Consider the following 25,024-nt stretch of genomic DNA (forward strand, 5'->3'; position numbering starts at 1 on the left):
CCCCCTTGTGTCACGCGTCCGCGATGCTTCGGAGGATCGCGGGAATCTCCGAATGCTCTGCATAAGGAATCACGCGGACGTTGTACTCTCGCTCGATCCGATCCCGATCCGCATCGGAAGGCCCCTTGAGCAACACGTAGTGCCGCTGTGCCGAGGTCCGGAACGCGTCTGCGTTGCCTTTCAAGGCAAGATCGAGGTCGAGCGGATCGTTCATGTCGTAGCCCACGAAGAGCATCACGTGATCCTGGAGCAGGAAGCTCAGCACGGCTTGGTAGGAGCGGTCAGCGCGTGCCTGGTTGTACTCGACCTCCGACATTACGACGGTATCGTGGTGCTCCGCCGTTCCGTGGACCTTGAGGAGCACCTTCCGGCCCGCGCGCAAGTCCCCCAGCGCCCGATCGGCGTCCTTCCAGGTGTAGGGCTGGCGCCGCTGAGTCTCGGGCACGTCTTCGAGGAGATGGTCGTAGTTCGTGGTGAGAATGGCCCGGATCCCGAGGCTGACGAGCGCGCGATGTGCTTCGCCAGGCGCAGCGTTTTCAGGGCGAAAGATGTCGTTAAGGGCGCTCTGGTAGTCCCGACTAAGTGCGGTCCGCAAGGCCCCGAGCTCCGCGAGCATGTTCTCGAGCCGCATGCCGGGCTTGAACCGCGCCCTCTTTGCAGCGATCACGTCGCCGTCCAGCGCATCGTAACGAGCGCAGGCGTCGAGGAGGCGCTCGGGGAGCTGGGACCAGGTGGGGAACCTTCCCGCGACGTCGCGGCCGAGCGAGAGGCCGGAGCCGACGAAGAGGGCGAGTTTGCCATTGCGGTAGGCGTCGAGGAGGAGGCGGGGGAGCTTGACGGAGGACATCGGTGGACTTTGGGGAGGTGAAAAGGCGGCGATGGCGTTGGGCGTAGCAAACGCGGCGTGGACGTAGCGTTGCTTACCATCCCACGGAATGCCCTTGTCCCAGCCGCGCTTCGCGAGTTCCTGGGAGAGGCCGTTCCCAGAGATGTCGCCTACAAGAGCGGATTCGACCTTGGCAGGGTTGGAGAGGACGTCACCCAATCCGGCCAAGGGAAGGTACAGCGCGGTACCTGAGCTGGGATCGGGGTGATGGAGCGCAAGCCCGATCCGCTCGGAATTGCCACTTGCAACGTAAAACCCTTCCGCAGTCCGGGTGAGTAGGGAGCTTGGAGAGATTTCGATGGCGGCGACCGTCTCCAGCGTTGAAGGGTTTATCAGGTGAACCACGTCATTCAACGCCAGGCCCGTGAGCCATTTCCCACTCGGATGCCACGCGAGCGCGCGAATACGGCAGGCGGTTACCGCCCGGCGTATCTTCGGCGTTAAGGGAGATGCGTTCCAAAGCGTGACTAAGCCATTGCTATCAGTCGTTGCTAGCGATGTACCATCGGGATGCCACGCCATCGCGGCCTGGTCCTCGGGGGCTCGTGCCCTACCAAGCAGACGTCCGGTTACCGCATCCCATATTCGTACATATCCCGAGGGGGTGGCTCCGGCAATTCGCTCTCCCAATGGGTGCCATACGAGGACATTCGCCGTCTCGGGGACCTCTTTCAGAGCTATGCGCTGCCCTGTCTGGAAATCCAATACGTCGATCTCGGATGGCCCCTCCCACGAGCCGCGCCGGTAGGCGCGTGCGAGCTTCTTGCAGTTCGGGCTCAGCGCCCAAGCCGGATGCCATCCGGGGAGCTCGTCCGTGGGCATCAGGGCGAACTTGCCGTCGCCATTACGGCCAAGGTGAATGGTTCCCATGCGATGGACAGTCCCCGCAACAAGGGTGTCCTCTTCGGGCCATGCGCTCAGGAGCGACTCAGATGGTCCGAACGACGGGGTACCAATGTAAAGGAGCAGAGCCCCGCTTGTGGCGTCGAAGATTCGCAGCCCGGGAATGACCTTATCTTCGTCCTCGCTGCGCACTGGAGCTGCAAATGCGGCGAGCCGTGCCCCGTCGGGGCTCCAGACCGATCCATGCGCATCCGCGATGACGAGCGCTTCTCTGCCTGTTTTCGCGTTCCAGATGCGGATTTTTTGCCTTCCGTCTTCGATGGCAAGCCAAGCACCTTGTGGATCCCACCGGATGGCTTGGGTGGTGATCGGGTCCGCAAAAGACTCGAAAAAGGAAGCCCTGGAGTCTGGTCTGAGCTCATCCGCACTTTGATGCTCGATACCCGTCGCGTTCTCCCGACGTATGTCGCGACCGTCCCAGATAATTCGCTCCCCTTCCGTATCTACGAATAACCGACCGTCAGGTTGCCAGGCGAGTCGTCCGGTATCCTCCCCGAGGGGGAAGTGCCAAATCTCTTTTCGCTGCTCCACATCCCAGATCTGGGCGGCGCACCCTCCCGAGTTCTCCGCGTAAGTTCCAGCCAGAAAACGGCCGTCTGGGCTCCAAAGCAAAGCGCGCCGCCACGACCTGTACTCCGCGATCTCGAACGACGCCCCGGACGCCACGTCCAGCACTTCCACGCTGTGGCCACAGTGCGCTAGGATGTGGGCACGCGGATGCCAGGCCATATCGAGGGCCCATGCTTCACGCGCGATAATCTGTCTACCGCTTACGGCATCCCAAACCAAGAGGCGTTCGCCAGTAATAAACGAGCCGGCTAGCTTGGTTCCATCTGGGCTGAACGAGAGCCTCTCGGCAGTGCCCTCGAATTGCGCCACGAGCCTCGGGACAACTCCGTCCCACGAGGCGACGAACCCTCGCTCTCCAAGGGCAGCAAGCCGCGTACCCGAAGGATCCCAGGTCATGGAACGCGTCACGGCGTCCGGTGCCATCAAGCTTGCGAGAACTCGATCTGCCGAGCAGTCTCGGATGCGAATCACGTTGTCTACTTCAGCGCTCGCCAGGTACCGGCCTTCGGGGCTTTTGGCAGAGCAGATGCGCCGTCGCTCGACGAGCATCGTTGGACTCGCAGCGTCGGCCCCGATCGTGGCGTTGCCGGACGGCGCTTCCGGGGCAATGCAAGCCGTTACGTCGGCCCCATCCAAGCAAGCCCCTTCCCACCGGCATCCTGTCCACGTCGATTGCCGTAGCGCCGAACCCGACAGATCGGTTCCTTCGAGATTGGCCCCGTGCGCCTCCACCTGCGTGAAATCTGCTTCTCGTGCGCTTGCACGCTGGAGCACCGCTCCATCAAGACGCACGCCCCTCAGTCGTGCTCCATTCAAGGTCGCGGCGGCCAGCATGACGCCTCGGAGGTCGGCGCCCGTAAGATCGGCACCGTCGAAGCGGGCACCTGTGAGCGCGATTCGTTGCATGTCTACACCCGCGAGCCGCACTCCACGCAGGTCCGCTCCCTCGGGCGCCCACCCTTCCGGCTCCTTCGCCCATCGCCCAAGTCCGAGCAACAAGAGCAGCGCATTCGCCGCCGCCCCGGCCGTGGCCGTAGGGTCGGTTCCCCTACCCTTGCGCAACCAGTCCTGAATCACCCGCACCGCTGCCGCGTCCTTCGGTTCCCCTCCTCGACGCAGCACCTCGCCTACGAAAGCTGCCACCTCGGGCGTGAGCCGCTTCGTCGTGAGGGCCTCCACCGGCTTCATCGGCAAGGTTCTGACGAGCGATCTCGCCAGAAAGTATTCCAGCAACGACTTGTGTGCAAATCGATAGCGCTCATCTCCCTCACGCACGAAGAACGCGCCGCCTTGTATCTCGAAGTAGGCTGCTTCCCGCGGCATGTCGTCAGGCAGCTCTCTGGAAAGTCGCTCCCGCACCGAATTCCGCAGTTCCACCAACGAGCAGCTCTTCTTTCCCGTGCGCCACAGCTCTTCTGCAAGCGCCTCGGCAAACGCGATCTTCTGGGCGTCGGTAAAGCACTCGGGATCCCTGGAGCGAGTCTGTTCGAGCCACCTGGCAAGGTATGTCTCGTAAACGTCCGCTGTACCGACGCGCGCCTGAGGGTCGAGCCTGTCCAGCGTCGTCAGCACCATGCCAAGCAGCAGCGGGCGCCTTACCAGATCACCGAGATCATACGTCCGATCGAGCTGCGCCAACGCTTTTCGTGTCGCGATCTCCCCATCCTTGACCCTGCTGACGAGTGCATTAACTCGGTACTGATCGAAGAGCTGCAGCACGAGTCGCCGAATGACGCCCGCCGAGGACCCGAGCGCTTGCTCCGCCGTCGCGCGCAGTCCGGTTTCCGTGGGGAAGTAGTGATCGCGACACGAGAGCACTACCCGTCCGCCTCCCCGCGCAACCCCGAGCAGCCCTGCCAGTCGGCCGCTCAGCTCGGCCTCCCCGACTCGCGTCGCCATTTCGTCGAAACCATCGAAGCACGGGACGAGCAGCTGATAGCGCACGAGTAATGCCAAGGCAGCGCGATTCGCGGAATCGTCGGACACGTCCGCGGCGTCGAGCAGAAGCTGCTCTGCGACCATGTGCGTGTCCGCACCCGCAAGGTTAACCAGAAGGGCCCCTGGTCCTGTGGGCGCGCGCCATCGCTCCTGGGCCCAGCGGGCAAGAAGGGTCGACTTGCCCGTCCCGAACTCACCCAGCAAAAGCGCGGTTTGCCCTCCCTCTGCGAGCCACGTATCCATCGCGGCGAGCGCCGGCTCGGGTCCGGTGCCGTCAACACGCACCGCCGGCTCAATGAATTGACCTCCCACCTCACGCAGGCGATCTTCCACGCGGGCATCGATCCGCGTCTGCGCACCTGCGAAGCGTGGCAGGATCCGGCGCGCTCGCTTTTCCCGATCTGCCCTTGTAAGAATTTCGGTCCCTTCGAGCTTGAGCCCAAACGAGCAGAGCCCCTCCACCATCACAGCACGCTTCGTTTCGACCCACCGATCGGTCGTGCTCGTCCATGCGATCCAGCGATTGCTTCGAGGAACGAGCACGAAGAGAGTGCCGGCTACGGGCGCTTCCGACCAGATGCCTACGACCGCGATCCCCGTCGCCCCTTCGGCGAGGGCAAGCTGATACACATCCTCCGCATGGCGCAAGTACAGCTCAGTAAATCCATGCTTTGGGGCCGCCTGGTGAGCGTGCGTCGCTTCCCGGAATTCGGCAGGCCTGGCGCAAAACGAGAAGACCAGCCCTCCATACTTCCGCACGCCAAGGGCCGCCGGGGGGATTCCCTCCGGAAGCACCACCCGTGCGGAAACGGGGGCTGGCGATTCCGCCACTTTGCCTCCGCCTCGTACCTCCGCGACAAGAGACTTGAGTGCAGTTTGTCCCGCATCCGTCCACGTACCGCGATCGAGCACACTCGCGGCCTTTCGCAGCCGCGCGACGTCCGGCCCCAGATCTGGATGCTCGACAAGCCACGGTTGCATGGCTTCAGCAGCGCCCTTTGCGAGGGCAGCGCACATCGTGTCGAACGGAACGATGTCTGAAGGCAGCACGACCTCGCGCGTGAGCCGTCCGATCTCGTCGACGTTCGACACCAGGCGCAGATCCCTGATAAGCCGTGACAGACGCTCCCTGCGCGACATGGCAATGTCGTTACCGGCTGCGCTCTGTCGGACCGTGGCGCTTGCCTCCACACGCTGCTTGAGCGTTCGCAGCGTAGAGATGTCCTTCGCCGCGAGAAGCGGAGCCGTTTCCTCGATCCATGCCGCATATGCGTCGTCCTCGGGGCGCGCGCGGTAGACGAGCGTCGCCGCAGCAAACGGGCGTACAGGTCTGCGGGCGTCGTAACGCGTCGAGCCTCCCGTGCGCACGAACCCGAGGTCCACATCCGCGACGATGACGCCCTCTTCCCCGGGCTCCAGGCGGCCCACGTGCTCAGGGAATGGCCGGACGTCCGAGTGCTTCTCTTCGTCCACGAAGATCGACGTCCCACCATGCTCCGCCTGGTTCGTGTAGAGCACGGGCCTCCCGTACCGCTTCGCCTCCTCCCAGGCCTTCGCCGCGAACTCACCCACCGTGTGCTTCCCGGTCAGGCTGGGCACTGCGAGGAATCTGCATTGCGCGAGCGGCTCCGTGACCAGCGCCCGGTGCTCGGCGTTCTCGCGGTGGAGGAAGTCAAGACACACCATGACGCCCATCGGCCCTACGATGTCCTCGGGAAGATCCACGGGCGCCCACGACGTTCCGGCCTCGATCTCCTCGCCGACGGCCGTTGCGGGGTGAAACTTGGGCGAGAGCGCGAGGAGCTTTCCGCGGCAGAGCACTGGGGCGACCGCCTGCCGGGGTATCGGCAAGGCGTTGCTCGAACGACCCAGGCGCTCGTAGATGCCCGCTTCGAGCACCTCGAAGTCGACCATGTGCGTCCCCGCCACGACGACCATGTCGCGTGCTGCCTGCGCGACGTCTTCGAGGATGCCCCAGGGGATGCTGTACTCGGGGAAGACGACGAGACGCACGCCCCAGCCGCGGCACGCCTCGAGGATGGCCTTGACTCGCCGAAGCGAGAACGCCGTGTACGCGGTCCGGATGCGGAGACGAAGATCGTCGAACGGCTTGACGAGCGTCGCGGGGACGTCGGACGGCAGAAGAGGCTTGACGCCACCAGGATCCTCGAGCGGCGAGCGCATCTGCAGGAGGATCGCCGGGTGGTACGCGAGTTGGACGACGGCGATGCGCGTGAAGGCGCTGAGCATGGCAGGTGGGAGGGTAGCGAACTACAAGCAGCCCTACGAGTTCATCGCGGAGCGTGCTACGCGTCTTGAGGATTTACGGCGGCCTCATTCCTTCGCGGATGCGGGGGGCTTGAAGGCCTCATGCGGCTCCATGTAGAAGCCGAGATCGGCGCTCCCTTCGAATTCCAGCCGCCCGCCCGTGTCGTTCGTGAGGGTCCGAAGAAGGACCGGGACGAGCCATATGGCCCCGATGACCGCCTGCATGGAGTCGACACCGGACGCCCGACTCCGGAAGACCTGGCCGACCTTGGGCCCAAGGATCTCGATGGGCGCGCGCCAGGTCTCGCCTGTCTCGTCGAGTTCGGCCTTGCCTATGCGGACGATGACCTTCTTCGGCCGTCGGCCTCGCGGTGAATAGAAGTCCAGTTGCCTTTCAGCGATTACTTCTTGCATCCGTTCTTCGACCTATCCGGACACTTGGCCATGCAGTTCGCCAGCCGTCGCATGGCCTCGTAAAGCAGGCCTGACGACTGTTTTTTTGGCAATCGTCGACAATCCGCCTCGTCTTGATCGTATTGCTCGATGCATCGGTCTTCGCATCGCCCCGCGACGCTCGACGGTGGGCAGTCGTTGCCCCCGTTTGCGGCCGCCTCCGGCGACACGAATAGGACTGTTATAAGAAAGACGATGCTTCCAAGACTCGTGATCCGTTGCATGACCCCTCCCCTCGGGGAGTTTACCTGCGCCGATCACGCCGGTCCACGTTGGCGTCCCTCGCCTTCGCTGCCGAGGTGTGCTCGCCCTGGCCCTCGTCTGTCCCTGGCCTTGTTTCTGCACGCATGACGTCGTGTCCTGACGCAGCATCCTCACCGTTCCAAACGGCACGCCTCCGTCCCCCCCAGCGACGAGGTCGTATCCCGTCGACAACGCCCTCGTCCTCCTCCCCAGATTCGCCCGTCCGTCGCCCAAACGACCCCGCCCCGTCACCCCCTCGTCCCCGCCTCCCGCTGCCCCGACCTCCTCCTCATCCGCCACACGCCCTCGTGTCTCCGAAGACTCGGCCCCGCCCCGTCACCCCTTCGCCTTCATCCCCCCGCGCCCCCGTCCCCGTCGTTTTCTTGCTCGGCCCCTAATCTTGAAGACACGGCCTCATCCAACACCCGCGCTGCAATCACGCCGCGCGACAGTACAGCCCTATGCCCCCCGCATTCGGGGAGGAGTCTCTCCATGTCCGATCCCAAGCATCCCAAGCCGAACGACCAGGTCTTTGATCTCTCGGACCTCATCCTCGTCGACATCACGCCCGACCACATCAGCCGCCTGAGCAAGCTCCGCGACGGGTATCACGTGGCTGTCGAGACCCTCGTCACCGCCTCGCCCCTCGCTATCCAGCGCGCGGCGATCCATCCGGGCGAGGTCCAGGCCCTCGCCGCGAGCTGGGCCGACGTCCAGCGCATCGACGAGGTCATCCCCGCCGTCGAGAAGCTCCTCGAGCTCCTCCACGAAACCCGCCTCGTGCGGGGTCACGAGATCGCCATGCGTCTCGGCGAAATGGTGCAACAGATCCGCCGCCGCGCGGATCGCTCCCCTGACGGCGCCGAGATCCTCGCGCCCTTCGAGAAGCTGCTCGCCTACCAGTCCGCGCCCGCGCTCAAGGCCGTCGCGACCAAGGAGAAGGCGCGCGCCAACGAGGAGGCGTCGAGCGAGCCGACCGGCTGATCAACCCTCTCCCGCCCCTCTCCCGCGCGGGAGAGGGGCGCGGCCGAGGCTACCGCAACACCCGCCCCCGGTGCTGCTCCACCCACGGCGAAAGCCGCCCGCGATCCTCCAGCGCCTGCCCCTCCGCCCGCTGCGCCTTCCGCTCCGCCCGCGCCGCCGCCACCGCAATCGCCGCGGCCAGCGTCGCCTCGTCTTCCTCGCGCACGTCCGAATAGCCGAGCAGCGCGTCCTTGTTCTCTTCAATGAAGCCCGTCGTGTAACGGCCTTCCACGAACGCCGGATGCGCGAGCAGTTTCTCGTGGAAAACGATGTTCGTCTTGATGCCCGTCACCACGTATTCCGACAGTGCGCGGCGCATGCGCTGAATGGCCGTCTTCCGGTCCGGCCCCCATACGCTCACCTTCGACACCAAGGGGTCGTAATGGCTCGGCACCGTCGCGCCCTCGTAAAAGCCGCCGTCGTCGCGCACCCACGGGCCCGCGGGCACGCGGAGCGCTTCGATCTTGCCAGGGCTCGGCAGGAAGCCAATCGGATCCTCCGCGTAAATACGGCATTCAATCGACGCCCCACGACGCACGATCTCCTCCTGCCGCCACGAGAGCTGCTCGCCCGCCGCCACGCGCACCATCTCGGCCACGAGGTCCGTCCCCGTGATCCACTCCGTGACCGGGTGCTCGACCTGGAGGCGCGTGTTCATTTCGAGGAAGTAAAAACTTCCATCCTCGCCGAGCAAAAACTCGAACGTGCCGGCCGAGAAGTAACCGACCGAGAGCGCGCCCTTCACCGCAACCTCGCCCATGCGCCGGACGAGCTCGGGCGTCGCCACGGGGCAAGGCGTCTCCTCGACGACCTTCTGGTGCCGGCGCTGGATCGAGCAGTCACGCTCGAAGAGGTGGACCATGTTGCCGTGGCGATCGCCGATGACCTGGATCTCCACGTGCCGCGGCCGGAGGATCGCCTTCTCGATGTAGACCGTCGGGTCGCCAAAGGCGCGCGCAGCCTCACTCTGGGCACGCTCGAACGCGCTCGGCATCTCGTCCGCGTTGTGCACGAGACGCATGCCCTTGCCGCCGCCGCCCATCGCGGCCTTGATCAACACCGGGTAGCCGACGCGCTCGGCCGTCACGCGCGCTTCCTCAACCGTGGACGCGTCGCCGCCAGGCGTGATCGGCACGCCAGCCGCGGCCATCTTGGCGCGCGCGGCGGTCTTCGAGCCCATCGCAGCCATCGCGCGGGACGGGGGCCCGATGAACACGATGCCAGCACGCTCGCAGGCCTCCGCAAACTCGCTCTTCTCCGAGAGGAAGCCGTAACCGGGATGGATCGCGTCGGCGCCGGACTTGCGCGCAGCGTCGAGGACCCGCTCGATCGAGAGGTAACTCTCACGCGCAGGCGCCGGCCCGATGCAGTAAGCCTCGTCGGCGAGCCTCACATGCAGGGATTTACGGTCAGCTTCGCTGTAGATGGCCACAGCGGCGATGCCCATCTCATGCAGCGTACGGATGATGCGGACGGCGATCTCGCCGCGGTTGGCGATAAGGACCTTGCGGATCACGGACGCCCACGTAGCACGGCTCGGGCCGGGAGGGTGGCTGAGCATGCGCACCGGCGCGCCGCGCACCGGGGCTCCGCCCCGGACCCCGCGAGGGGCTGTCCGCCCCCTCGACCCCGGACCAGCCAGGGGCTGGACCCAAGCTCGATGAACTGCGCATCGCGCAGTTCATCGAACAGGCCCGGGTCAAGACCAGCAACGACGTTGCCCACCAAGACAGCCGCGTGGCGGGTTCGGCTGGCAAGCCGGCTTCTTCGTCGGCCTGTTTGAAAAACTGCGCGGCGCGCAGTTTTTCAACCCCGGGTCCAGCCCCTGGCTGGTCCGGGGTGCAGGGGGCGGACAGCCCCCTGCTGGGGCCTGGGGCGACGCCCCAGCTCTGTGCAACGAATCCCTTTCCCTCGGGGCCGTTACGAGCTACCCATCGCCCCCCGTGCAGCGACGCGAATCGGGCCCCGGGCTCTCCTTCCACGAGGCAGGAGGGTCCGATGAGATGGCGGCCTACCAGCCTCGGGGGAGCTCCTTTCCTACCCGCAGCGCCGAGGAGGAGCCCGAGGTCCTCTCCGTGGCTGCGCTTGATCAGCGGCTCCGCCGTGTCGTCGAGACCGCGACGCAGGACGTGCGGGTTCTCGGCGAGGTCGGTGGCTTCCGGCTGCATTCGAGCGGGCATGCGTACTTCACGCTGAAGGATGAGCGCGAGGACGCGCTCATCAACTGCGTCATGTACAAGACGGCCGCGCCGCGGGCGCGGAAGCTGCTCGCGGACGGCGCGCGTGTGGTGCTGACCGGACGCGCGACGGTGTATGCGCCGCGGGGACATCTCCAGTTTTCCGTGTCGGATGTGCGGCCGGCCGGGCGCGGCGCGTTGCTCGAAGCGCTCGAGCGGCTCAAGCAGAAGCTCGCTGGGGAGGGCGTCTTCGCGCCCGAGAGGAAACGCGTGTTGCCCGCGGATCCGGCTGTGATCGGGGTCGTGACGAGTGGCAACGGCGCGGCCATCCACGACATCGTGACCGTGTCGTACCGGCGCGGCGCGCCGCGGATCTTGCTCGCGCGGGCGACGGTGCAAGGGCCGGGGGCCGCGCAGTCGATGGCCCGCGCGCTCGATCAGCTCGCGCGTGTGCCCGAGGTGGAGGTCGTGATCCTCGGGCGTGGCGGCGGATCGGCGGAGGATCTCTCGGCTTTCAACGACGAGGCGCTCGTCCGGAAGGTGGCGAGTTTTCCCGTGCCGGTCGTGAGCGCCGTCGGGCACGAGGTCGATGTGACGCTCACGGACCTCGCGGCCGATGCGCGCGCGGCCACGCCCTCGCAGGCTGCGGAGATGCTCGTCGCGGATCGGGTGGAGCGGCGCAAGCAGCTCCGGCACTTGGTCACGCGCATGTGGCGCGCCACGCGGCAGGCGATCGAGCGGCGGCGTGTCGTCGTCGACAGGCTCGCGCGCTCGATCGGCTCACCCGGGGATCTGCTCGCTGAGCGGCAGCAGCGGCTCGACGAGGCGACGATGCGGCTCGAACGCGCGATGGAGCGGTCGACGTCGCGGCGGAAGGAAGAGCTCGGGCAGATCGAGCGGCGGCTCGCGGCGCGGCACCCGCGGGCGGTGATCGCCGGGGCGCGCGCGGCGACGGGGACGCTCGAGGTACGGCTCGTGGCGGCCGAGCGCCGGCGGGTCGAGCGGCTGCGGACGACGCTCGGGCGACACGCGGCGCGGCTCGACGCGCTCTCGCCGCTCGGCGTGCTCGCCCGCGGCTACGCCATCGCGACGACGACGTCGGGGCGCGCGGTGCGGGCCGCGAAGGAGGTCGCCGTGGGCGAGTCCATCACGGTGCGGGTGCACGAGGGCGCGCTGCGCGCCGAGGTGACGGCGGTGATCGATCCGACGGAAGGCAATGGCAGCGATGGCTGAGGGAAAGGTCTTCGCCGTCCTCGGGCATCCGATCGCGCACTCGCTCTCGCCGGTGATCCACACGGTCGCGTACGCGTCGCTGGGGCTGCCGCACGTGTACCGGGCGATCGACGTGCCGACCGCGGCCGAGCTCGTCGCCGTCCTCGACGAGCTGCGCTCGGGTGCGCTCGGCGGGGTGAACGTGACCTTGCCGCATAAACGCGCGGTGCTCGATCACGCCGACGAGGTCGATTCGAGCGCGATCGAGCCGGGCGCGGCGAACGTGCTCTGCCGCGGCGAGGACGGCCGGCTCCGGGCCTACAACACGGACGCGGACGCCCTGGCGGACGACATCGCGGCGCTTGCACCCGACGCGTCGCGCAAGCGGGCGATGGTGATCGGCGGGGGCGGGGCGGGGGTCGCGGCCGTGGCCGCCTGCAAGCGGTTGGGGTTCAAATTGATCGCGGTGACGTCGCGCTCGTGGGCGCGGTCGGAGAACGTGGAGACATCGCCGTCGGCCGAGCAGGTGCGGCGGATGGGGGCGCTGCCTTTGCCCTGGCCCGGGCCGGGCGAGCCCGCGCCCGATAGCTTCGCCTCGCAGGCCCTCCGGCTCCAGTGGTGGGATCTCGCGCGGGGCGCCTCGCTCGTCGTGCAGGCCACGAGCGCGGGCATGCTCGGCAAGGACCCGGGCGAGTCGGTCCGGGATGTCGTTCCTTGGGACGATCTCGGAAGCGACGCGTTCGCGTACGACGTCGTGTATACCCCAAGAATGACCCCGTTCCTGCACGCCGCCGCCTCCCGGGGCATCCAGGCCGAAGGCGGACTCGGGATGCTCGTGCGACAAGCCGCCCGCTCGATCGTGTTGTGGACCGGGCAAGAGCCGCCGCTCGACGTGATGCGGCGGGCCGCCGAGGGCGCGCTCGATCGGGGAGGGCACACGGTATGAGTGGCAGCGGCGCTCCGGGCGTGTCGATCTGGCCGCACGTCGATGTGCGGCGGGATCTCGGCCGCGCGCTCTTCCGTGAGTGGGTCGCGAGCAACGGCGCCGGCGCGTACGCGAGCTCGACGATCGCGAACATGCACACGCGGCGCTACCACGGCCTGCTCGTCGCCGCGCTGGAGCCGCCGCGCGCGCGGCACGTCGTGCTCTCGCACGTCGACGTGGCGGTGAAGTCGCTCGCGCCGCGTGGGGTGTGGGATCTCGCGACGCACCAGTTCCCGGGGGTCAACCCGGAGCGCGGGCCGTTTTACCTCGACCGCTTCGATCAGGATCCGGTGCCACGCTGGACCTACAGCGTCGCGGGCGGCGAGCTCGAAGTGCTGCTCTCGCTCGTGCGCGGCGAGAACGCCGTGGTGCTGCGTTACACGTGGCGCGGGCCGCATCCGGTCGTGATCACGCTGCGGCCGCTGCTCGCGATGCGCCACATGCACCGGCTCATGCGCGAGCACGGGGCGATGGAGCAGCGCGTGGAGCTGCGCGCCGGCGAGATGCGCGTGCGCCCGATGCGCGCGCTGCCGAAGCTCTGCTTCCGCTACGAAGGCACGTTCGTGGGATCGCCCGATTGGTGGCGGCGCTTCGAGTACCTGCTCGAACGGGATCGCGGGCTCGAGTTCCAGGAGGATCTCTGGACGCCGGGCGTGTTCGAGATCCGCGCGGATGGATCGGGCGCGCCGAGCTTCCTCGTCGTCGGCGTGGAGAAGCTGCCCGAGGGCAAACCCGAGGAGCTCATCGCCGCCACGACGGCGGCGCTCGAAGCCGAGGATCCGGGCCCCTCGGTCCCCGCGCTCGAGCGCAAGCTCACGGTCGCGGCGGAGCTCTACCGCGCGGATCTCGCGCCGGAGCCGGCGATCGTCGCGGGCTTCCCGTGGGCCGAGGGCTGGGGGCGCGACAGCCTGATCGCGCTGCCGGGGCTCTACCTCGCGACGGGCAAGATCGAAGAAGCAAAGCGCGTGGCGCGCGGGATCGTGGCCAGCATGCAAGGCGGGCTCGTGCCGAGCCGGAGGGCCGATGAAGACGGCCGCGCGGACACGGCGTCCGCCGACGCGACGCTCTGGCTCTTCGAGGCGGCGCGGTGTTTTGCCGATGTGCTCGGCGCGTCGGATCCCTTCCTGCAAACCGAGCTCGTGCCCGGGATGACGGCGTCGTTCGAGGCGATCCTGCGCGGCGACGCGCCGAACGGGATCCGCGTGACGGCGGATGGGCTGCTCGCCGCGGGCAAGCCGGGCGACGCGCCGACGTGGATGAACGCGCGCGCGTTCGGCGTCCCGGTGACGCCACGCGTGGGCTGCGCGATCGAGCTCTCCGCGTTGTGGGCGCGCGGCTGCCACACGCTCGCGCGGCTCGCGCACGCGGCGGGCGCAGGCTCGCTCGCCGATCGGGCCGACATCGCCTGCAGGCGGGCGCGCGCGGCGTTCCACGCGCGGTTCTGGTGCGAGCAGACGTCGTACCCGTTCGACGTGATCTCCGAGACGCCAAAGGGAGAGACCGCCTTCGTGGACGCGTCGATCCGGCCGAACGCGATCCTCGCGCTCGCGATCGATCCGGCCTGCTTCTCGCCGGAGCAGGCGCGCGCGACGATCGCGCGGGCGCGGGCCGAGCTCGTGACGCCCGCGGGGCTGCGGACGCTCGCGCCTTCGGACGCGTCGTACCGCGGGTATTACGGCGGCAACGTGTTCGAGCGCGACGCCTCGTACCACCAGGGGACGGCCTGGCCGTGGCTGCTCGGGTTTTACGCGCGCGCCGTGCGGAGCGTGCTGCCGGCGGAGGATCCGCTCGTGGTGGAGCTACCGGACTTGATCGCGGCGGCGGCCGATCGGGACATCGCCGTGGGGCAGGTGCCCGAGCTCGCGAGCGGCGTGATGCCGTTCTCGCCGAACGGCGGGCCGGCGCAGGCCTTCAGCGTGGCGGAGCTGCTCCGCGCCTGGAAGAACGTGCTCGGCTGAGCTCGGCGAGGCCCGCCTTCGCGAGGGTCTTCCACGGGCGCGTGTCGAAGCGGAGGCCGAGGTCGATGGCCTTCCGCGCGAGCTCGCGCGCCCTTCGTGGATCAACGGCGAGGTTCGCCTCGGCCGCGCGCAGGTAGGCGAGGGCGAGGAAACGATCCCGCCGCGCGGGATCCGCGAAGAAGCGCGGGTGCCGTTTCACCATGATCTCGTGTGTCTCGTGGTAGCGGCGGTCGTAGCTCTTCGAGACCTTCGCGGCGTTGCCGACGCGGTAGCGGTAGAGGATCTCGCCGCAGTGGTAGCCACGTCGGCCGGCCTCGGCGGCGCCGATGAGGAAGTCGTAGTCGCCGTTGCCGCGCGCGAGCTCGTCCGTGTACCCGCCGAGCTCGACCCAGAGATCCTTGCGGTAGGCGCAGGGGCCGGGCGTGGGTTGTCCCGTGATGAAGTCGTCCCACGTGACCTCGCGCCGGTGCTTGTGCACGAGCGTGTAGGCGCCGAAGCGCTCGTTGTCGCCGTAGACGAAGGCCGCGTCGGGGTGCCGCGCAAAGGTGTCGAGGACGAGCGCGACGCTGCTCGGCACGAGCTGATCGTCGCCGTCGACGTAGAAGTGGAAGGGCGTCTCGGTCAGCTCGAAGGCTTTGTTGCGCGTCGGGTACGGGCCCATGTTCGTGGGCATCGCGTACTTGACGAGGCGCGGATGGTTCAGCGCCGCGAAGATCTCCCGCGTCCGCGCGTGCTCGGTTCCATCCATCACGAGCACGGCGCACCAGCGGGGATCGGTCTGCGCGAGGACGCTGTTCCAGCAGTCGAGCAGCCAGTCGCCCTCGGCGTAACAGGTGATGCCGATCGTGAGGAGCGGCGCGCTCGAAGCAGGTGCGTTCATGCGGAGAGGGGGCTCAGGCGCGCACGTGCGCGAAGGTCGCCTCGATGTTGAACCAGCCGATCGCCTGAAGCACCTCGGCGGCGAAGAGCCCGACGCGGGGCAGGGGGACGATACGCTCGGCGACGTCACGCCGGAGGTAGTCCCGCTTGAAATACCGGGGACGGCGGCCGCCGAGGTACCCTTCGAACTCCGCGTACGTGAGCTTCTTGTAGTTCGGCGTCCCCGGATCCTCGCGGCGGGTCATGAGGTCGTAGAAGAGCAAGGCGCCCCCGGGGCGGAGGAGCGACAAGCACTTCTCCATGATCTTTTGCTTCGTCTCGGCGTTCGTGACCGAGGTGAGCACCGCGAAGAGCATCACGACGTCGAAGGGGCCGCCCACGTCCGTTTCGAGGATGTTGCCCGCGAGGAAACGCACGCCGGCGCAGCGCTGCCGCGCCTGCTCGATCCGCTCGGGCACGAGGTCCACGCCGACGAGCCCGGTGGGATCTGCGCCCATCTCGACGAGCCAGGCGAGGTTCGAGCCGCCGCCGCAGCCGACCTCCAGCACCCGGAGCGCGCGGAGATCCTCGAAGGAGGCGACGCCGATCTCCTGCAAGGACTGGCGGATGCGGCGCTGGCGTTGGCGCTGGCACAGGTACGCGTGCGGCAGGATCGGCCACCACGCGTTCTGCGGCAGGAAACGCTCGCGGTAGAAGCGGCGTATCTCCTCCGCTTCGTCGCCTTCGCCCGCCGCGCGGGCCTCGTCACGCGCCACGGACGGCCGAGTGCCACGCGCGCTCGGATGCGTCAAGTCACGAGGGCCCCTCGGCGCCGCGCGCGGTTGCATCGATCGGCGAGGGGCCCTATACCCGGGCATCGCTTATGTCCGCTGCCCGCGATTTCCTGCGCGCCGAGCTCGAACGTGAATACAGCGCGTGGTTCGGCCTGCCGCCGCGCTCGTTCCTCGACGGCGTGGTCGAAGCGTGGATGGCCGACGATACGAACTCGAAGCATCGCTTCGACACGATCGAGGCCGCGCTGCCCTCGGCGAAGCGGATCCTCGACATGGCCTCGGGCTGCGGGAGCGCCGTGTTCTACGGGCTGCTCCACGGCTACGACATGGTCGGGATCGATCCCGAGGGGTGGAAACACACCTTCAACGGGATGAAGGCGAAGGAGCGCGGCTACCCCGCGGAGTGGATGAGCCGCTTCCACGACGGCGTGGGCGAAGCGCTCCCGTTCCCCGACGACGATTTCGACTGCGTGACGAGCTACCAGACGATCGAGCACGTGCAGGACGTCGACCGCGTGCTCGCGGAGCTCGTGCGCGTGACGCGGGCCGGCGGCGGGATCCACCTCCGCTGCCCGGACTACCGCGGCACGTTCGAGGGGCATTACCGGCTGCCCTGGCTGCCGCTCTTCCCGCGGCCGTTCGCGCGCGCCTACCTGCGGGCGCTCGGCAAGCCGACGGCGGGTCTCGACACGATCCAGTACATCACGAAGGGCCGCGTCGTGCGGATCCTGCGGGCGCTTTCATCGCGGAGGCCGGGGCTCCGGCTGCGGATCGTGGACCTCGATCGGGAGGCGTTCGCCGCGGGGCGGGAGCGGCTCCCGGGCGAGTTTTCGTGGTGGAAGGCGAAGCGGTATGCGCGGGGGCTCTTCCGCGAGGAGACGAGCGTGAACCTCTTCGTGTACGTCGAGGCGAAGGGAACGAAGGGCCGGCCGTGAGCCGCCTCCGCGTGCTGATCACGGGCGCGACGGGGTTCCTCGGCGCGCACGTGACGCGAGCGCTGCTCGACCAGGAAGCGCGCCTGACGCTGCTCGCGCGGCCGAGCTCGGAGCTCGGGCGGCTCTTTCGCGTGGCCGGGACGCGGCTCGATCGCACGGAGCTTCGCAGGGTCGATCTCGGCGCGGCGGAGGCGGTCCGCGCGGAGATGTCGCGGGCGCAGCCCGAGGTCGTGATCCACCTGGCGGCCGACGCGCGCGCCCGTGCTCCCGAGGACGAGGTCGAGGCGATGCGCGCGCTCCACGTGGGCGTGACGCGTGGGCTCGCGGAGGCTTCGATCGAGCTGGGCGCGCGGCTCGTCGTGGTGTCGACGAGCGACGTGTACGGCAAGCTCCCTTCGCCGCATGACGCGGAAGGTGAGGTCGCGCCGCGGACGCCATATGCGCGCACGAAGGCCGAGGCGGACGCGATGGTGCTCGGGCCGCTGCGTGACCAGGGCCTCTCGGCCGTCGTGCTCAGGCCGTACCTCGTGTACGGGCCAGGCGCGCAGCCGCGACAGCTCTTGCCCGCGCTCATCGCCGCTTGCCTCGCAGGTCGAGATTTCCCGATGACCGACGGCCTCCAGCGGCGCGATTTCGTGTACGTGGGCGACGTGGCCCGCGCGGTGGCCCTCGCCGCGACGGCGCCCGACGCCGTGGGGCGCGTGATCGACCTCTGCACGGGCGTGCCGCGGCAAGTCGCCGACGTGGTGCGCCTCGTCGTCGATCGCATCCAGCCGGCGCACGGCGGGCCCGTGCTCGGCGCGACGGCGCGCCCCGCGGACGAGCCCGAAGCGCACTACGGCGATCCCGCGCCCGCGGAGGCGCGGCTCGGGTGGAAGCCCGAGGTGTCGCTGGAGGAGGGCATCGATCGCACGATCGAAGCGGCTCGGGAGGAGCGTTCCAAGTGAGCGGCCCCGAGCCCGCGCGCCCCGCCGTCGCGTTCCTCCTCGGGACGGCGTTCTCGTTCACCGAGACGTTCCTCTTCAACCAGATGCGCTCCCTCACGCGGTACCAGGCGATCACGCTCTGCAACCGCGTCGCCAACGAGGAGCGTTTCCCCTGGACCGAGCCGCGGATCCTCGGGCGAAGGCAGCCTTCGAAGATCGGCCAGGCGCTCCGCCCGCTGCACGGGAGGCTCACGCTCGATCCGGCGTGGATGCGGGCGCTCGAAGAGACGCGCGCGACGGTGCTGCATGGTCAGTTCGGCACGAATGGGCTCATCGCCGCGGTGTACGGCAAGAAGCTCGGGTTGCCGGTCGTCACCTCGTTCTACGGCGGCGACGTCGGCATCCTCCTCGAACCGCGGAAGCACCTGCGGCGCTACTGGCACTACATCCTCGGCAAGCGCGCGCTCTTCGAGGGAAGTGATCTCGTGCTCGTGCTCTCGACCGCGATGCGCGACGATCTCGTGCGGCTCGGATGTCCCGCCTCGAAGCTCCGCATCCACCCGAACGGCGTGGACCTCGAGCGCTTCCGCCCGGCGCCGCGCGCCGATCGCACAGGGCCGCTCTCGGTCGTGATGTGTGGCCGCGAGATCGAGAAGAAGGGATTCGCCCATGGCTTCCGCGCGGTGCATCGGGCGCGGGCCGCGGGCGTGGATCTACGCGTGCGTTGGCTCCCGGCGCCTGGGCCGCTCGGCGCGCCTTTGCGTGCGCTCATCGAGGAGCTCGGGCTCGGGCCCCACGTCGAGATCCTCGATCCGAAGACGGATCCCGCCGTCGTGATGCGCGAGAGTGAGCTCATGCTCTGCCCCTCGGTGACGGCGGCGGACGGCGACAAGGAAGGTGTGCCCACGGTGCTCGTGGAGGCCGCCGGGACGGGCTTGCCCGCGATCGCGAGCCGGCACGCGGGGATCCCGGAGATCGTGGTCGATGGTGAGAGCGGTTTGCTCTACGCCGAACGTGACGAGGAGGGCCTCGCCGCGGGCCTCGTGCGCCTCGCGAAGGACGTATCGCTCCGCGCGCGCATGGGCGAGGCGGCGCGGCAGAAAGCGCTCGCGACCTACGACGCGCGCAAGCTCGCCATCACGCTGGAGGCGCACTACGACGCGCTAGCCGCGCTTGCTCTGCGTCGGTCTCTCGATTAAACGCTTTTGGCCGTGTCGCGTGAAAAGGTCGTCATCCTCGCGGGTGGCCAGGGGATGCGTCTCCGGGAGGAGACCGAGTTTCGGCCGAAGCCGATGATCACCATCGGGGATCGTCCGATCCTCTGGCACATCATGAAGAGCTACGCGCACCACGGGCTGCGCGACTTCATCGTGTGCCTCGGCTACCGGGGCGAGGTCATCAAGCAGTACTTCCTCGACTACCGCGCCATGAGCCGCGACTTCACGCTGGATCTCGGCAAGGGCGGCGCGATCACGCTGCACGAGTCGCCGGCCGCCGAAGAAGAAGATTTCCGGGTGACGCTCGCCGAGACCGGCCAGCGCGCGATGACCGGGGCGCGTATCAAGCGCATCGAGAAGTACGTCGATACGGACACGTTTTGCGTGACCTACGGCGACGGCGTGTCGAACGTGGACATCGGGCGGCTGCTCGCGTTCCACCGGGAGCACGGGCGTATCGGCACGGTGACGGGCGTCTTCCCGCAGTCGCGTTTCGGCGAGCTGCTCCGCGACGGCTCGCGTGTCGTCGAGTTCAACGAGAAGCCGCTCATGCACGACGGCTGCATCAACGGCGGGTTTTTCGTCTTCAGCCGCAAGTTCTTCGACTACCTCGAGGACGACGACGGCTGCGTGCTCGAAGGAAAACCCCTCGCGCGGCTGGCGAAGGACGGCGAGCTGATGGTCTACGAGCACCGCGGCTTCTGGCAGTGCATGGACACGATGCGTGATCTGGAGATGCTCCGGAGCCTCTGGACAGGAGGAGCGCCGTGGAAGGTCTGGTGAGGGACGAGGAGGCGGATCGCGCGTTCTTCCGCGATCGGAACGTCCTCGTCACGGGCGCGACGGGGCTGCTCGGATCGTGGCTCAGCGAGCGGCTCGTGTCGCTCGGCGCGAACGTCGTGGGCCTCGTGCGCGATTTCGTGCCCACGTCGAGGCTCTTCGTTGCAGGGTCGAAGGGGACGACGATCGCCGAGGGCATGACGCTCGTGAGCGGCGACATCCGCGACCGCGAGCTGCTCGAACGCGTGATGGGCGAGCACGAGATCGACTCGGTCTTCCACCTCGCCGCGCAGACCATCGTGGGCATCGCGAACGCGAACCCGGTGAGCACGTTCGAGAGCAACGTCGCCGGCGCGTGGAACGTGTTCGAGGCGGCGCGCAGGTCGCCGAAGGTGCGCCGCGTGTTGCTCGCGTCGAGCGACAAGGCCTACGGCTCGCACGAGACGTTGCCCTACACCGAGGCGATGGCGCTGCGGGGCGAGCACCCGTATGACGTCTCGAAGTCGTGTGCAGACCTCATCGCCCGGACGTACTGGGTGACCTACCGGCTGCCCATCACCATCACCCGCTGCGCGAACCTCTACGGCGGCGGGGATCTCAACTGGAACCGCATCGTGCCCGGCGTGATCCGCGACATCGTCGCCGGCCGCAGGCCCGTCATCCGCAGCGACGGCACGCTCATCCGCGACTACCTCTACGTGGAAGACGCGGTCGACGCGTACCTCGATCTCGCCCGCGCGATGGAAGATCCCGCCGTCCACGGCGAGGCCTTCAACATCTCGGCGGGCAACCAGCTCACGGTGCTGGAGATGACGCGCGCGATTCTGGAGCGTATGGGGTCGACGCTGGAGCCGGATGTGCGCGGGCAAGCGACGCACGAGATCGCGCACCAGTACCTCGACGCCGAGAAGGCGCGGCGCGTGCTCGGCATCAAGCCCCGGTACGGGCTCGTCGCCGGCCTCGATCGCACGACCGCCTGGTACCGCGATTTCCTCGCGCGTGAAGGCCGCCGCGCCGCCGGATGAGCCTTCTACGGAGCGCGGCGCGCGGCGGGGTCGCGCTCGGGGCGAGCCAGACCTTCGCCACGGCCCTCGGCTGGGTGCGGACGCTCGTCCTGGCGCGGCTGCTCGTGCCCGAGGACTTCGGCCTCGTCGGGCTCTGCACGGTGCTGCTCGGCTTCCTCGGCGCGCTGAGCGACATGGGCCTCACGGCCGCGACGATCCAGCGCAAGGAGCTTTCGGACGGCCACCGCGACGCCGCCTTCTGGATGAGCATCTCGATGGGCGCCGTGCTCTTCGTCGCGAGCGTCGCCGCGGCCCCGGCCCTCGCGGCCTTTTACGGCGAGCCGCGCGTGGTGTCGCTCGTCGTGGTCTCCGCGCTCCCGCTGCTCATCGGCCCCTTCGCCTCGACGCACGCCGCGCTCTTGCGGCGTGATCTTCGCTTCGGGCGTGTCGCCGCCATCGAGGCCGGGCGCAACGTCGCGGCGAGCGCGGCGACGCTCGGGCTCGCGGCGTTCGGCGTCGGGTACTGGTCGCTCGTGTTCGGGCCGCTCGCGAGCCATGTCGTGTCCGTCGTCGCGTACACGCTGTCGAGCCCGTTCCGGCCGCGCTTTCGCGCGACGTGGACGCATGCGCGTGAGCTCTTCTCGTTCAGCGCGTACGTCGCGGGGGCGAGCGCCATCAATTACCTGTCGGCGAACATGGACTACATGATCGTCGGCAAGCGGCTCGGGACCGCGGCGCTCGGTACGTACACGTTCGCGTACGAGACGATGACGTTCCCGCTGACGCGTATCGCCTCGCTCTTCAGCCAGGTGATGTTCCCGGCGTTCGCGACGATCCAGGACAAGCTCGACGAGATGCGCGAGACGTACCTGAAGATCACGCGCGCCGTGGCGATCGTGAGCTTTCCGATCCTCGCGTGGGTGGCGGTCGTCGCGCCCGAGCTCGTGGCGTTGCTCTACGGGCCGCGGTGGCTGCCGGCGGTGGGGCCGCTGCGCGCGCTCAGCGTGGCGGGTGCGCTGAAGGCCGTGGGCACGCTCGTGGGGATCATCTTCAAGTCCCGCGGCAAACCCGCGGTGGAGCTCTACTGGAACATCGCGTGGCTCGTGGGGCTCACGGTGGCGCTGATCATCGGCGTGAACTGGGGGGCCTTCGGCGTCGCCGTGAGCATCTCGATCCTCTGCGTGCCCGGTACGCTCTTCACGGAGTGGCTGGCGTGCCGCTACATCGAGATGAAGCTCTCGCGGCTGCTCGGCGTGCTCGTCGTGCCGACCGTGGCCGTCGTGGTCGCGACCGCGGCCGGGGCGATCGCGCGGCTCGAGCTCGCGACGCTCCTGCCCGCGGGGGTCGTCGGAGACGTCGCGCGGCTCGGGGGGCTCACGTTGATCATGCTGCTCGTGTACGTCGCGACGCTGCGCGTGATCTACCCGCCGATCACCGCCGAGGTGCGCGCGTTCCTCGGGTTCTTCAAGCGCGACAAGAAGGCGCCCGCGAAGGCCCCGACGGAGGCCGAGACGCCTGCCGAGGAAGCGGCCCCGAAGGAGGCACACTGATGCCGACGCTCGTCGGCGTGTACACGCCCGCGGGGGCCGAGCGCGAAGGCGCCGCGCTTTTTCGTGAGCTCACGCGTGATCTCGGGAGCGCGGCTTCGTCGCTGCACGAAGGTCCTCTCCGCGCGGCCCTTTTCCCGCAGCATGCCGGCGAGCGCATCGTTTGCCCCGGCGCGCCCGGCGCCGCGGGGCATGCGATCGGCTTCGGCGGCGATGAGCAGAAGAGCCCTGCCGCGCGCCTCGTCCCGCCGTGGCTCCTCTGCCGCTGGGATGCCGCGCGGGGCGTGGCCGTCGTCGAGGTCGATCGCCACGGCTTCGCGCTCGTCTACGTCCGCACCGTGGGCGCGTGTGTCGTGTTCTCCACGTCCGCGGGGCGCCTCGGGCAGCTCGCGCCGCGCTCTTCGCTCGATCGCCACGCGCTCGCCGAGCTGCTCGCCTTCGACCACCTGCTCGGCGAGCGCACGTTGCGCCGCGAGGTCAACGCGCTGCCACAAGGCGCGGCCCTCGAGATCGGCCCCGCGGGCCCGAGCTTTCCGCGGCGCTTCCGGTACGCCGAGCTTCCGATCGATCGCGGGACGTCGCCGGCTGCGGCCGTCTCCGCGTTGATCCCGCTCTGGCGCGAGGGGCTCGCGGACGCGCTCGCGACCCGCGGGGATCAGCCGCTCGTCGTTCCCCTGAGCGGCGGCCTCGACTCGCGGCTTTTGCTCGCGACGGCCGCCTCCGCGGGTGCGTCTGCCTCGGCCTTCACGTTCTCCGGCACCGGCGAGCGTACGCCCGACATCGGCATCGCCGAAGAGGTCTGCCGCGTGCTCGGCGTCCCGTGGCGCGCGCTTGGCCTCGACGACGATTGGCTCGTCGATCACGCCGTCCGCGCGTCCGCGCTGACGGACGGTCAGCTCAATTTGCTGCACGCCTACGGCATCAGCCTGACGGGCTCGTTCCCCGAGGGGATGCTGCGGCTCGACGGGTTTGCCGGCGACGTCGTGCTCGGCGCGAGTTTCCTCCGCCGCGAGCACCTCACCGCGCGGAGCCCCGAGGCGCGCCACCGCTTGCTCTGGGCTTCGCGTGCTCGCCTCGAACGCCCGGCCTGGCGAGAGCTGCTCGTGCCCGAGGCCCGCGGCGAGATGCTTGATCTCGCCCGCGCCTCCCTCACGAAGAGCCTCGAAGCCGATCCGCTCGACGATCCCCGCTGGTCCGACTTCTGGATCCTGCGGCACCGCATCCGGCGCTTCACGGTGAACGGCCCGCTGCTCTGGCGCGGCGTGGCGCGCTCGGCGTTCCCGTTCTTCGCGCCGGGCTTCATCGATCGGCTGCTCGCGGTCGCGCCCGAGGCGCGCCTCGATGCCGCGCTCCAGGCCTCCTTCTTCTGGGAGGGATTTCCTCACATGGCGGCGATCCCCTGGCAGCGCATCGGCTGGCCCGTGCCGCGCGGGGGCGTCGTGGAGACGCTCGTCCGCCGCCTGCGCAAGCCGCCGTATCCGCCCGCCGCGGCCTTCTTCGATCACGACGCGGTCTTCCGCAGATCGGCGCGGCTTCGTGGGTTTCTCCGCGACCTGCTCCTCGATCCGCGGACCGGGGTCGATCGCTTCGGCTGTTTCGATCGGGCCTCCGTCGCGCGGCTCCTCGCGGGCGTCGAGGCGGGCTCGCGCCGTGGCATGCCGCAGATCGCCCTGCTCGCGAGCCTGGTGCTCTCCGAGCGCGTGTGGGCGCCGCGCTGAGCCGCTTTACGTAGGCTTTCGCGCGAGCACGCACGCGATCTGCCACGGGGAGAAGATCCGCCGCAGCGCGCGCTTGAAGCCTTGGTAGTGCTCGGGTGCGCGGATGGTCAGGACCTCCTGGCGCAGCACGTCGGGCCAGCCGAGCAGCGCCGCGAGCTCGGCCGCCGTCGGGCGGTACCCCGTGTCGATCGGATCGCGGTGGATCGGGTACCGACGCGGCACCGTCAGCACGAGGAGGCCGCCGGGCGCGACGACCCGCGCCACGTGACGGAGCGTCGCCTCGCGATCGGTCACGTGCTCCAGGAGGTTCGTGCAGAGCACGAGGTCGAAGGTGCGATCGACGCCCTTCAGGTTCGTCACGTCGGCGACGATGTCGACGCCCGGCTCCGGCCGCGCGTCGAGGTGCAGCACCTCGAGGCCTCGCGCGCGGAGCGGCGCGAACACGTTCCGATCGAGGTGCGGCTGCACGACGGTGCGGAAGTGGAGCGTGGAGGAGCCGATGTCGAGCACCGTCGCGCCCTTTTCGAGCGGCGTTGCTTCGAGCACGTCGCGGATCCACTCCGACTCGTCGACGAACACCCGAACCCCTTGTCACACGAGGCCGCCTCCGCGCAAGCACGAGCCTCGGG

General features: G+C 68.7%; 17 protein-coding genes. 11 read left to right on the top strand and 6 right to left on the bottom strand.

Annotation, left to right across the window (positions count from 1 at the left end):
- Positions 1–10 precede the first annotated feature (10 nt).
- Complete coding sequence (locus E8A74_RS12855; protein WP_136929274.1) at positions 11–6,547, bottom strand: SIR2 family protein; 6,537 nt, start codon at positions 6,545–6,547, stop codon at positions 11–13.
- Between the two features lie 84 nt (positions 6,548–6,631).
- The gene (locus E8A74_RS12860; RefSeq protein ID WP_136929275.1) at positions 6,632–6,979 is read right to left on the bottom strand and encodes a DUF6968 family protein; all 348 of its coding nucleotides are present in this window, start codon (positions 6,977–6,979) and stop codon (positions 6,632–6,634) included.
- 774 nt (positions 6,980–7,753) lie between these two features.
- On the opposite strand from E8A74_RS12860, the gene E8A74_RS12865 reads away from it, so the two are divergent.
- Positions 7,754–8,245, top strand: coding sequence for a hypothetical protein (locus tag E8A74_RS12865; protein ID WP_136929276.1), 492 nt, complete (start codon positions 7,754–7,756; stop codon positions 8,243–8,245).
- Positions 8,246–8,294: 49 nt separating this feature from the next.
- Here E8A74_RS12865 and accC read toward each other — a convergent pair whose 3' ends face one another.
- Positions 8,295–9,845: an acetyl-CoA carboxylase biotin carboxylase subunit gene (gene accC, locus E8A74_RS12870; RefSeq protein ID WP_136929277.1), complete on the bottom strand. Its 1,551-nt coding sequence runs from the start codon at positions 9,843–9,845 to the stop codon at positions 8,295–8,297.
- 382 nt (positions 9,846–10,227) lie between these two features.
- On the opposite strand from accC, the gene xseA reads away from it, so the two are divergent.
- The 3 genes from xseA to E8A74_RS12885 are packed head-to-tail and all read left to right on the top strand — an operon-like array spanning position 10,228 to position 14,616.
- Positions 10,228–11,694: an exodeoxyribonuclease VII large subunit gene (xseA, locus tag E8A74_RS12875; protein ID WP_232379524.1), complete on the top strand. Its 1,467-nt coding sequence runs from the start codon at positions 10,228–10,230 to the stop codon at positions 11,692–11,694.
- Entirely contained in the window at positions 11,687–12,619 is a 933-nt protein-coding gene (locus tag E8A74_RS12880) for a shikimate dehydrogenase family protein (protein ID WP_232379525.1), read from the top strand. The genes xseA and E8A74_RS12880 overlap by 8 nt, the downstream gene beginning before the upstream one ends.
- On the top strand, positions 12,616–14,616 hold the full coding sequence (locus E8A74_RS12885) for an amylo-alpha-1,6-glucosidase (protein WP_136929279.1): 2,001 nt from the start codon (positions 12,616–12,618) through the stop codon (positions 14,614–14,616). The genes E8A74_RS12880 and E8A74_RS12885 overlap by 4 nt, the downstream gene beginning before the upstream one ends.
- On the opposite strand, the gene E8A74_RS12890 is transcribed toward E8A74_RS12885, so the two are convergent.
- Both E8A74_RS12890 and E8A74_RS12895 read right to left on the bottom strand, forming a co-directional pair.
- Positions 14,570–15,496: a glycosyltransferase family 2 protein gene (locus E8A74_RS12890; protein ID WP_136929280.1), complete on the bottom strand. Its 927-nt coding sequence runs from the start codon at positions 15,494–15,496 to the stop codon at positions 14,570–14,572. The genes E8A74_RS12885 and E8A74_RS12890 overlap by 47 nt on opposite strands.
- A 13-nt stretch (positions 15,497–15,509) precedes the next feature.
- Entirely contained in the window at positions 15,510–16,250 is a 741-nt protein-coding gene (locus E8A74_RS12895) for a class I SAM-dependent methyltransferase (RefSeq protein WP_170229092.1), read from the bottom strand.
- 107 nt (positions 16,251–16,357) lie between these two features.
- Between E8A74_RS12895 and E8A74_RS12900 the strand changes: the two genes are divergently transcribed.
- The 7 genes from E8A74_RS12900 to E8A74_RS12930 are packed head-to-tail and all read left to right on the top strand — an operon-like array spanning position 16,358 to position 24,395.
- Positions 16,358–17,203, top strand: coding sequence for a class I SAM-dependent methyltransferase (locus E8A74_RS12900; RefSeq protein WP_136929282.1), 846 nt, complete (start codon positions 16,358–16,360; stop codon positions 17,201–17,203).
- Positions 17,200–18,150 carry an NAD-dependent epimerase/dehydratase family protein gene (locus E8A74_RS52205; protein ID WP_170229093.1) on the top strand — a complete coding sequence of 317 codons (951 nt, stop codon included), beginning with the start codon at positions 17,200–17,202 and terminating at the stop codon, positions 18,148–18,150. The genes E8A74_RS12900 and E8A74_RS52205 overlap by 4 nt, the downstream gene beginning before the upstream one ends.
- Positions 18,147–19,328 (top strand): glycosyltransferase, encoded by a 1,182-nt coding sequence (locus tag E8A74_RS12910; protein WP_136929284.1) that lies wholly within the window; start codon positions 18,147–18,149, stop codon positions 19,326–19,328. Before E8A74_RS52205 ends, E8A74_RS12910 begins: the two co-directional genes overlap by 4 nt.
- 12 nt (positions 19,329–19,340) lie before the next feature.
- A complete protein-coding gene (gene rfbF / locus E8A74_RS12915) occupies positions 19,341–20,129 on the top strand; it encodes a glucose-1-phosphate cytidylyltransferase (RefSeq protein ID WP_232379526.1) in 789 nt (262 codons plus the stop codon).
- Positions 20,114–21,151: a GDP-mannose 4,6-dehydratase gene (locus E8A74_RS12920; RefSeq protein WP_211365347.1), complete on the top strand. Its 1,038-nt coding sequence runs from the start codon at positions 20,114–20,116 to the stop codon at positions 21,149–21,151. Before rfbF ends, E8A74_RS12920 begins: the two co-directional genes overlap by 16 nt.
- Entirely contained in the window at positions 21,148–22,680 is a 1,533-nt protein-coding gene (locus tag E8A74_RS12925; RefSeq protein ID WP_136929285.1) for an MOP flippase family protein, read from the top strand. Before E8A74_RS12920 ends, E8A74_RS12925 begins: the two co-directional genes overlap by 4 nt.
- Complete coding sequence (locus E8A74_RS12930; protein ID WP_136929286.1) at positions 22,680–24,395, top strand: asparagine synthase-related protein; 1,716 nt, start codon at positions 22,680–22,682, stop codon at positions 24,393–24,395. The genes E8A74_RS12925 and E8A74_RS12930 overlap by 1 nt, the downstream gene beginning before the upstream one ends.
- 6 nt (positions 24,396–24,401) lie before the next feature.
- Here E8A74_RS12930 and E8A74_RS12935 read toward each other — a convergent pair whose 3' ends face one another.
- On the bottom strand, positions 24,402–24,974 hold the full coding sequence (locus tag E8A74_RS12935; protein ID WP_136929287.1) for a class I SAM-dependent methyltransferase: 573 nt from the start codon (positions 24,972–24,974) through the stop codon (positions 24,402–24,404).
- Between the last annotated feature and the right edge of the window lie 50 nt (positions 24,975–25,024).

The sequence above is a fragment of the Polyangium fumosum genome (assembly GCF_005144585.1).
Taxonomy (GTDB): domain Bacteria; phylum Myxococcota_A; class Polyangia; order Polyangiales; family Polyangiaceae; genus Polyangium; species Polyangium fumosum.

Bases quoted from the DNA above. Each gene is read 5' to 3' on its own strand.
- E8A74_RS12855 (WP_136929274.1), bottom strand. From the start codon at position 6,547: ATGCTCAGCGCCTTCACGCGCATCGCCGTCGTCCAACTCGCGTACCAC.
- E8A74_RS12860 (WP_136929275.1), bottom strand. From the start codon at position 6,979: ATGCAAGAAGTAATCGCTGAAAGGCAACTGGACTTCTATTCACCGCGA.
- E8A74_RS12865 (WP_136929276.1), top strand. From the start codon at position 7,754: ATGTCCGATCCCAAGCATCCCAAGCCGAACGACCAGGTCTTTGATCTC.
- accC (WP_136929277.1), bottom strand. From the start codon at position 9,845: ATGCTCAGCCACCCTCCCGGCCCGAGCCGTGCTACGTGGGCGTCCGTG.
- E8A74_RS12880 (WP_232379525.1), top strand. From the start codon at position 11,687: ATGGCTGAGGGAAAGGTCTTCGCCGTCCTCGGGCATCCGATCGCGCAC.
- E8A74_RS12885 (WP_136929279.1), top strand. From the start codon at position 12,616: ATGAGTGGCAGCGGCGCTCCGGGCGTGTCGATCTGGCCGCACGTCGAT.
- E8A74_RS12890 (WP_136929280.1), bottom strand. From the start codon at position 15,496: ATGAACGCACCTGCTTCGAGCGCGCCGCTCCTCACGATCGGCATCACC.
- E8A74_RS12900 (WP_136929282.1), top strand. From the start codon at position 16,358: ATGTCCGCTGCCCGCGATTTCCTGCGCGCCGAGCTCGAACGTGAATAC.
- E8A74_RS12925 (WP_136929285.1), top strand. From the start codon at position 21,148: ATGAGCCTTCTACGGAGCGCGGCGCGCGGCGGGGTCGCGCTCGGGGCG.
- E8A74_RS12930 (WP_136929286.1), top strand. From the start codon at position 22,680: ATGCCGACGCTCGTCGGCGTGTACACGCCCGCGGGGGCCGAGCGCGAA.